This window comes from Demequina litoralis (assembly GCF_030418455.1).
In the GTDB taxonomy this organism is placed as follows: Bacteria; Actinomycetota; Actinomycetes; order Actinomycetales; family Demequinaceae; genus Demequina; species Demequina litoralis.
In genome coordinates, this window is record NZ_JAUHPW010000002.1 from 368,091 (window position 1) to 375,612 (window position 7,522).

General features: G+C 72.0%; 7 protein-coding genes. All 7 read left to right on the forward strand.

Annotation, left to right across the window (positions count from 1 at the left end):
- Positions 1-5 precede the first annotated feature (5 nt).
- The 7 genes from QQX09_RS04410 to QQX09_RS04440 all read left to right on the forward strand — a co-directional run bounded on the left by QQX09_RS04410 (position 6) and on the right by QQX09_RS04440 (position 7,358).
- Positions 6-881 carry an ABC transporter ATP-binding protein gene (locus QQX09_RS04410; RefSeq protein ID WP_301131546.1) on the forward strand — a complete coding sequence of 292 codons (876 nt, stop codon included), beginning with the start codon at positions 6-8 and terminating at the stop codon, positions 879-881.
- Complete coding sequence (locus QQX09_RS04415) at positions 878-1,696, forward strand: ABC transporter permease (protein WP_301131547.1); 819 nt, start codon at positions 878-880, stop codon at positions 1,694-1,696. The genes QQX09_RS04410 and QQX09_RS04415 overlap by 4 nt, the downstream gene beginning before the upstream one ends.
- Before the next feature lie 59 nt (positions 1,697-1,755).
- The gene (locus QQX09_RS04420) at positions 1,756-2,010 is read left to right on the forward strand and encodes a hypothetical protein (RefSeq protein ID WP_301131548.1); all 255 of its coding nucleotides are present in this window, start codon (positions 1,756-1,758) and stop codon (positions 2,008-2,010) included.
- Positions 2,011-2,075: 65 nt separating this feature from the next.
- Positions 2,076-3,311 carry a sensor histidine kinase gene (locus tag QQX09_RS04425; protein ID WP_301131549.1) on the forward strand — a complete coding sequence of 412 codons (1,236 nt, stop codon included), beginning with the start codon at positions 2,076-2,078 and terminating at the stop codon, positions 3,309-3,311.
- On the forward strand, positions 3,308-3,976 hold the full coding sequence (locus QQX09_RS04430) for a response regulator transcription factor (RefSeq protein ID WP_301131550.1): 669 nt from the start codon (positions 3,308-3,310) through the stop codon (positions 3,974-3,976). Before QQX09_RS04425 ends, QQX09_RS04430 begins: the two co-directional genes overlap by 4 nt.
- 104 nt (positions 3,977-4,080) lie before the next feature.
- On the forward strand, positions 4,081-4,824 hold the full coding sequence (locus QQX09_RS04435; RefSeq protein WP_301131551.1) for an ABC transporter ATP-binding protein: 744 nt from the start codon (positions 4,081-4,083) through the stop codon (positions 4,822-4,824).
- The gene (locus QQX09_RS04440) at positions 4,824-7,358 is read left to right on the forward strand and encodes an ABC transporter permease (protein ID WP_301131552.1); all 2,535 of its coding nucleotides are present in this window, start codon (positions 4,824-4,826) and stop codon (positions 7,356-7,358) included. Before QQX09_RS04435 ends, QQX09_RS04440 begins: the two co-directional genes overlap by 1 nt.
- Positions 7,359-7,522 lie beyond the last annotated feature (164 nt).

A 7,522-nucleotide genomic window follows, 5' to 3' on the forward strand; every position in this document is an offset into this window, starting at 1 on the left:
AACCCATGACCGAACCGGCCATCTCCATCGCGGGCCTGCACAAGCACTACGGCGACCTGCACGCCGTCGACGGCATCGACCTCGAGATCCCGCGCGGCGAGGTGTTCGCGCTGCTCGGCCCCAACGGCGCGGGCAAGTCCACCACGGTCGAGATCCTCGAGGGCTTCCGCAAGCGCACCGCGGGCGACGTCAGCGTGCTCGGGTCGGATCCGCAGCACGCTCCCCGGCACTGGCGCACGCGGGTGGGCGTGATGCTCCAGGGCACGTCGGAGCACGGCGCCCTCACCGCCGCCGAGTCGCTGCGCTACGCCGCCAGCCTCTACCCCGACCCGCGCGACGTGGACGAGACGCTCGAGGCCGTGGGGCTCACCGAGAAGGCCGGCGCGAAGCCCGCGACCCTGTCGGGCGGCCAGCGCCGCCGCCTCGACGTCGCGCTCGCGGTGATCGGCCGGCCCGAGCTGGTGTTCCTCGACGAGCCCACCACGGGCTTCGACCCGGAGGCGCGCCGCCAGTTCTGGACCCTCATCGACGGGCTGCGGGGCGACGGCACCACGATCCTGCTCACCACCCACTACCTCGACGAGGCCGATCACCTCGCGGACCGCATCGGCATCATCGCCGCGGGCCGCATGGTCGCCCTCGACACCCCGGCCGGCCTGCGCTCGCGCGCCTCCGCCGCGCGCGTCACCTGGACCGAGGGCGGCACCAGGCACGTCGAGGAGACCGCGACGCCCACCGCCCTCCTGCGCGACCTGCTCGCGCGCCACGACGGCGAGATCACGGGGCTCGAGGTGGTCCACCCGTCCCTCGAGGACGTCTACCTCCAGCTCATCGACCACGCCGCGAACGGCACCCCCGAGACCGAGGAGGCCTCGGCATGACCGCCACCACCGCATCGTCCGCGCCCACATGGGGCTCGATGACCCGCAGCCGCCTCGTGGTCGAGCTCAAGGAGTTCCTCCGCAGCCGCGAGCAGATGGTCTTCATCTTCTTCTTCCCGATGATGCTGCTCGTGCTGTTCGGGTCGGTGTTCGGGGGGCAGGAGATCGCTCCGGGCGTCACGTTCGCGGCGTACTTCCTGCCGGGCATGGTCGCCTCCGGCATCCTCAACACCGGCTTCCAGTCGCTCGCGATGTCGATCGCGATCGACCGCGACGAGGACGTCCTCAAGCGCATCCACGGCACGCCGCTGCCGCCCACGGCGTTCTTCGCCGCGAAGGTCGCGCAGGTGGTCGTCGTGTCGGTGGTGCAGGTCGTCGCGCTCGTCGCGATCGGCGTCGTGATGTACGACGCGACGCTGCCGTCGGGCTCGGGCTGGTGGACCTTCACGTGGGTGTTCCTGCTCGGCACCGCGGCGTCGACGACGCTCGGCATCGCGATGTCGTCGCTGCTGCGCAACGCGAAGGCCGGCTCGGCGATCATCACGCCGATCGTCCTGTTCCTGCAGTTCACTTCGGGCGTCTTCCTCGTCTACACGCAGATCCCGACGTTCCTCCAGCACGTCGCCGCGATCTTCCCGCTGAAGTGGCTCGCGCAGGGCATGCGCTCGGTGTTCCTCCCGGAGAGCTTCGAGTCCGCCGAGGTCAACGGCTCGTGGCAGCACCCCGCGACCGCGATCGTGCTGACGATCTGGGTGATCGTCGGGCTCGTGCTCGCCGTGCGGACCTTCCGCTGGACGCGCCACGACGACAACTGACAGCCGCCCTTGAGCGGGCTCTCGGCGGGCTCCCAGGGTCGCGCACGCATGCTGGGCGCATGAACCGCACCCCCACCCGCCTCGCCGTCACCGTCCTCGCCGCCGGCGCCCTGCTCCTCGGCGCCGGCTCCGCCGCGGGCGCCGCGCCGCGCGCCGCCCTGAGCTCGGAGGACGATGCGCCCGCCACCGCACCCGCCGACCGCGACGACCGGCCGCACCGCCTGGGCCCGCCCGCGGATCTCCCCGCCGTGATGCCGTCGCAGGACGTCACCGTGCGCAAGGGGCGCGACGACGAGGACGATGCGGCGGCCTGACGGACGATGCGGCGGTCGTCCGCGCGGACGATGCCGCGCCCGGCCGCGCGCCCTACGCTGGCCGGATGGACGTCAAACCCCCTCGCTGGGGCGACGTCGCGATCGCGGCGTCGCTCCTGGTGCTCGGGCTCATCGGGGTGCACGCGAGCGCGCGCTTCGAGCTCGGGGGCCGCGACATCGACACGTTCGGCTACGCGCTGCTCGCGCTCCAGGTGGCGCCGCTCGCGTGGCGCCAGCGGTACCCGCGCCTCGTCGTCTGGGCGGTGCTGGTGCCGTGGATCGTCAGCGTGGGCCTGGGATACCCCGACACGCCCGCCTCCCTGGCGATCTACCTCGCGCTGTACGGCGTGGCCGCGTACACGCCCCGCCGCCAGGCGATCGCGCACGGCGGCGCCGTGCTGGGGATCATGCTCGCGTGGACCACGGTGGGCCTCGCCCTCACCGACTACGTCCCCTGGACCGCGCTCATCGCGGTGGTGCTGGCCGTGGTGGTGCCCATGATGGTCGGCTTCGTCGACTACCGCCGCCGCGAGCGGCTCACCGAGCTCGAGCTCGCGCAGGAGCGGCGCGAGCAGGCGCAGCGGGTCATCGCCGCCGATGCGGTGCGGGCCGAGCGCGCGCGGATCGCGCGCGAGCTGCACGACGTGGTGGCGCACGAGATCACGGTGATGACGCTGCAGGCCGAGGGTGCCCGCCGCCTCGCCCGCGACGGCGACCCGCGCGTGACGCAGGCACTCGAGACCATCGCCGTCTCCGGCCGCACGGGGCTCACCGAGATGCAGCGGATGATCGGCGTGCTGCGGGCCACCGAGCAGGACGCCGTCGACACGGCGGACCGCGACCGGGCGACCGCGGAGCTCGAGCCGATGCCGTCGCTCGCGGCCATCCCCGCCCTCGCCCAGCAGGTGGAGGACGCGGGACTGCCGGTCGAGCTCAGCATCTCGGGCACCGCGCACGTGCCGGCCGGCGTCGAGCTGAGCGCCTACCGCGTGGTGCAGGAGTCGCTCACCAACGCGATGAAGCACGCCGGTCCCGGCGCCCGGGCGCAGGTCAGCGTCGAGCGCCAGGCCAGCGAGGTGACGGTGCTCGTCGAGGACGACGGCCGCGGCGTCATCTCGGATGCCGCGCGCCAGAGCGGCGGCCACGGCCTGCGCGGCATGGCGGAGCGGGTCCACGCGCTCGGCGGCACCCTGGAGTACGGTCCCCGTGCGGGGGGCGGCTTCCGGGTGCGCGCGGTGCTGCCGTCCGGCGACGACCAGGTGGGCCGGCGGCCCGCGAACGCGACGAAGGGCGGACGATGATCCGGGTGGCCCTGGTGGACGACCAGGCGATGGTGCGGGTGGGCCTGCGGATGATCCTCGAGTCCGAGGACGACGTCGAGGTCGTCGCGGAGGCGACGTCCGGCGTCGACGCGGCCCGCATCGTCGCCGACCATGCGCCCGACGTGGTCCTCATGGACGTGCGCATGCCCGGCATGGACGGCCTCAGCGCGACGCGCGAGGTCCTCGCCGCCCACCCCGGCACGCGCATCGTCATCCTCACCACCTTCGACGACGACGAGTACGTCTACGAGGCGCTGCGGGCCGGCGCGTCCGGCTTCCTGCTCAAGAGCGTCGAGGGCGATGCGCTGGTCGCCGCCGTGCGCGTCGTCGCGGGCGGCGAGGCGCTGCTCGCCCCCGAGGTGACGCGACGCGTGATCGAGCAGTTCGCCCGCACGTCGCCCGGCACCGTCGAGGAGGCGGAGCCGTCCGCCGAGGCCGTCGGCGACCTGTCGGAGCGCGAGGTCGAGGTCCTGCGGCTCATGGCGCGCGGGCTGTCGAACCAGGAGATCGCGGCCGAGCTGTTCGTGTCCGCCACCACGGTGAAGACGCACGTGAGCCACATCCTCACCAAGCTCGGCGTGCGCGACCGCGTCCAGGCCGTGGTCGAGGCGTACGACTCCGGCATCGTCCTGCCGCGGCCCTAGCAGGGTCATCCCTGAGGCGGACCCTCAGGAACCGTCCTCATGGACGATGCCGTCCGCGCGCCTGCCGCGCCAGACTGACCGAGGCATCGACTTCAGGAGGAACCATGTCCACCAGCCCCACCGTGACGATCGCCGCGTCGATGCGCGGCGGCACCAAGGACTACGGGTCCGGCGACGCCGCGGTCCGCGCGCTCGACGGGCTCGACGTCGACATCGCCCAGTCGGAGTTCACGGCGATCATGGGGCCCTCGGGCTCCGGCAAGTCCACCCTGCTGCACACGCTCGCGGGCCTCGACCGGCTCACCGCCGGCGAGTCCTGGATCGGCGAGACGCAGATCACCGGCCTGTCCGAGGACAAGATCACGCAGGTCCGCCGCGACAAGATCGGCTTCGTGTTCCAGGCCTTCAACCTCATCCCGTCGCTCAGCGCGCGGGAGAACATCACCCTGCCGCTCGACATCGCGGGCCGCGACGTCGACCCGCAGTGGTTCGAGGAGATCATCGCGATCCTCGGCCTGGGCGACCGCCTCACGCACCTGCCGGCCGAGCTGTCCGGCGGGCAGCAGCAGCGCGTCGCCGTGGCCCGCGCCCTGGTGGCGCGCCCCGAGCTGATCTTCGCGGACGAGCCGTCGGGCAACCTCGACTCTCGCTCCGGCGCCGAGCTGCTGGGCTTCATGCGCCGCGCGGTCAAGGAGTTCGGCCAGACCATCGTCATGGTGACCCACGACCCGACCGCGGCGTCCTACTCGGACCGCGTGCTGTTCCTCGCGGACGGCCGCATCGTGGACGAGATGCGCGAGCCCACCGCGGACCGCGTGCTCGACCGCATGAAGCAGATGGGGCACTGATGTTCCGCCTCGCAGTCAAGTCCGTCAAGCACAACCCCAAGAGGCTGGTGCTCACGGCGGTCGCCGTCGCGCTCGGCGTGGCCCTCGCGGCCGCGACCTTCACGCTCACCAACGCCCTGTCGGGAGGCTTCACCAAGCTCTTCGAGGAGATCTACGCCGGCACCGACGTCATCGTCGAGGCCGACCCCGACGCCGACCCCGCCGAGGAGGACCCGTTCGCCGCGACCGAGTCGCTCTTCTCGCAGGCCGACGTCGAGGACGTCTCCGCCGTGGACGGCGTCGCATCGGCCTCGGGCGGCCGCCAGGTCATGGGCAGCGTCCTCGCGTCCGACTTCGAGCCGACGAACGACGTCATGGCGGGCGGCGGCCCGCCGAGCCAGCTGTTCAACTGGGAGGGCGACCCCCGGGTCGACCAGGCGACCCTCGTCGAGGGCGAGGGTCCGGCGGCCGACGACGAGATCGTGCTCGACCTCGACTCCGCGCCGCGCCTGGGCTATGCCATCGGCGACACCGTGTCCGTCGCGACCGAGGCCGGCGTCGAGGAGTTCACGCTCGTGGGCCTCGTGCGCTTCGGCGAGTCCAACTCGCTCCAGGGCGCGACGCTCGGCTACATGACCGACGCGCGCTCCGCGGAGATCAACGGCGACGACGGCTACGAGCAGATCAGCGTGATCGTCGAGGACGGCGCCGACCAGGACGCCGTCGCGGAGGCGATCGGCGAGATCCTGCCGCCCGACACCCGCGCCATCACGGGCGAGGCGAAGGCCGCCGAGCAGACCGAGCAGTTCGACGAGCTGCTCCAGTACATCGACATCTTCGCGATCGCCTTCGCGCTCATCGCGCTGTTCGTGGGCGCGTACATCATCGTCAACACGTTCCGCATCATCGTCACCCAGCGCACCCGCGAGTTCGGGCTGCTGCGCGCCATCGGGGTCTCCGGGCGCCAGCTGCGCACGATGATCCTGCTCGAGGCGCTCGTCGTCGCGGTCGTGTCGGCGACCATCGGCATCGTGCTCGGCTACCTCGGCGCGCTCGGCCTGTCGACCCTCGTCGAGGCGTTCTCGGGCGACATCTTCGGCACCGTCACGCTGCCGCTCGACGCGGTCGTGTGGGGCTACTCGCTCGGCGCGCTGGTGACGATCGTCGCGGCGATCATGCCCGCGATCCACGCCTCGACGATCTCCCCCATGGAGGCGCTGCGCGAGTCCGCCACGGAGTCGAAGAAGCCGCTGCGGCTGCGCAACGTGGTGGGCGGTGCGCTCACGCTGCTCGGCGCGCTCGCGATCGTCGCGGGCCTGTACCTGGGCATCGAGAGGCCGTACATCCCCGTCGGGGCGGGCGCGATGGTGCTCATCATCGGCGTGACTCTGCTCGCGGCGCAGGTGCTCGTGCCGCTGGCCTACGGGCTCAAGGCGACGCTCACCCGCATCTTCCGGGTCGACGGCAAGCTCGCCGCGAACAACATCCACCGGGAGCCCCGCCGCAGCGCGAACACGGCGGCGGCGCTCATGATCGGCGTGATGCTGCTCGCGCTCGTCGCGACGTTCACCGAGTCGATGAAGTCCCTCGTGACCGAGCAGTTCAAGGGCAACAACGCCGACTTCTTCGTGTTCACGTCGCAGGGCGCGATCCCGGAGGGCGCGCTCGAGGTGATCGAGGGCGAGGACGGCGTCGCGTACGTCACCTCGACCGGCCTCGGCACCGTGATCGTCGACGGCGAGACCACCAACGTCGGCATCATCGATCCCGAGACCGCGGACCTCGCGTTCGACTACAACAACGAGCCCGACTTCGACCAGATGGACGGCGGGGCCTTCATCGACCCGTCGATGGTCGAGGCCGGCTACGCGGTCGGCGACGAGCTGACGGTCGAGGGGCCCGAGGGCAGCACCACGCTCACCGTGACGGGCGAGTACCTCAACGAGGGCGACGCCCAGGTGTGGATCGACGAGGAGACGGGCCGCGCGCTGCTCGGGGACTACCCCCTCGCGCAGTCGATGGTGGTGCTCGACGACGGCGTGGACGCGTCCGAGGCGCAGGACCAGATCCTCGAGGCCCTCGCGGTCGACTACCCGCTCGTGGTGCTGCAGTCGCCGGGCGAGTTCGAGCAGCTGGCGAACCAGTTCATCGACCTGCTGCTCGGGATCATCTCGGCGATGCTCGGCGCGGCGCTCGTCATCGCGCTGCTCGGCGTCGCGAACACGCTGCTGCTGTCGGTGACGGAGCGCACCAGGGAGATCGGGCTGCTGCGCGCGGTCGGCGTGCGCCGCCGGTCGATCCGCCGCATGATCCGCATCGAGTCGATGGTGATGGCCATCTTCGGCACGATCCTCGGCATGATCCTGGGCGTGGGCCTCGGCGCGGCGCTCGTGCGGGCCCTCGAGGACTTCGGCTTCACCACCATCACCATCCCGTGGGTGTGGCTGCTCGTCTACACGATCTCCGCGGCGATCGCGGGCGTGCTGGCCGCGGTGTGGCCCGCGCGGCGGGCGGCGAAGCTCGACATCCTGCAGGCCATCGCCTTCGACGGCTGACGGGACGATACGGACGGCCCCCGGGGACAGTCTCCCCGGGGGTCGTGCCCGTTCACCTCTCCACGCCGGTGAGGCGCTCCTCCACACGAACTCCACGATGTGAACGGGAACATGCCTGGCAGCAGCCCGGTCCGGGCCCGCGTGCGTGGAGCAGCGCCCGCCGA

Coding starts and splice junctions, on each gene's coding strand:
- QQX09_RS04410 (WP_301131546.1), top strand. CDS start 6: ATGACCGAACCGGCCATCTCCATCGCGGGCCTGCACAAGCACTACGGC.
- QQX09_RS04415 (WP_301131547.1), top strand. CDS start 878: ATGACCGCCACCACCGCATCGTCCGCGCCCACATGGGGCTCGATGACC.
- QQX09_RS04420 (WP_301131548.1), top strand. CDS start 1,756: ATGAACCGCACCCCCACCCGCCTCGCCGTCACCGTCCTCGCCGCCGGC.
- QQX09_RS04425 (WP_301131549.1), top strand. CDS start 2,076: ATGGACGTCAAACCCCCTCGCTGGGGCGACGTCGCGATCGCGGCGTCG.
- QQX09_RS04430 (WP_301131550.1), top strand. CDS start 3,308: ATGATCCGGGTGGCCCTGGTGGACGACCAGGCGATGGTGCGGGTGGGC.
- QQX09_RS04435 (WP_301131551.1), top strand. CDS start 4,081: ATGTCCACCAGCCCCACCGTGACGATCGCCGCGTCGATGCGCGGCGGC.
- QQX09_RS04440 (WP_301131552.1), top strand. CDS start 4,824: ATGTTCCGCCTCGCAGTCAAGTCCGTCAAGCACAACCCCAAGAGGCTG.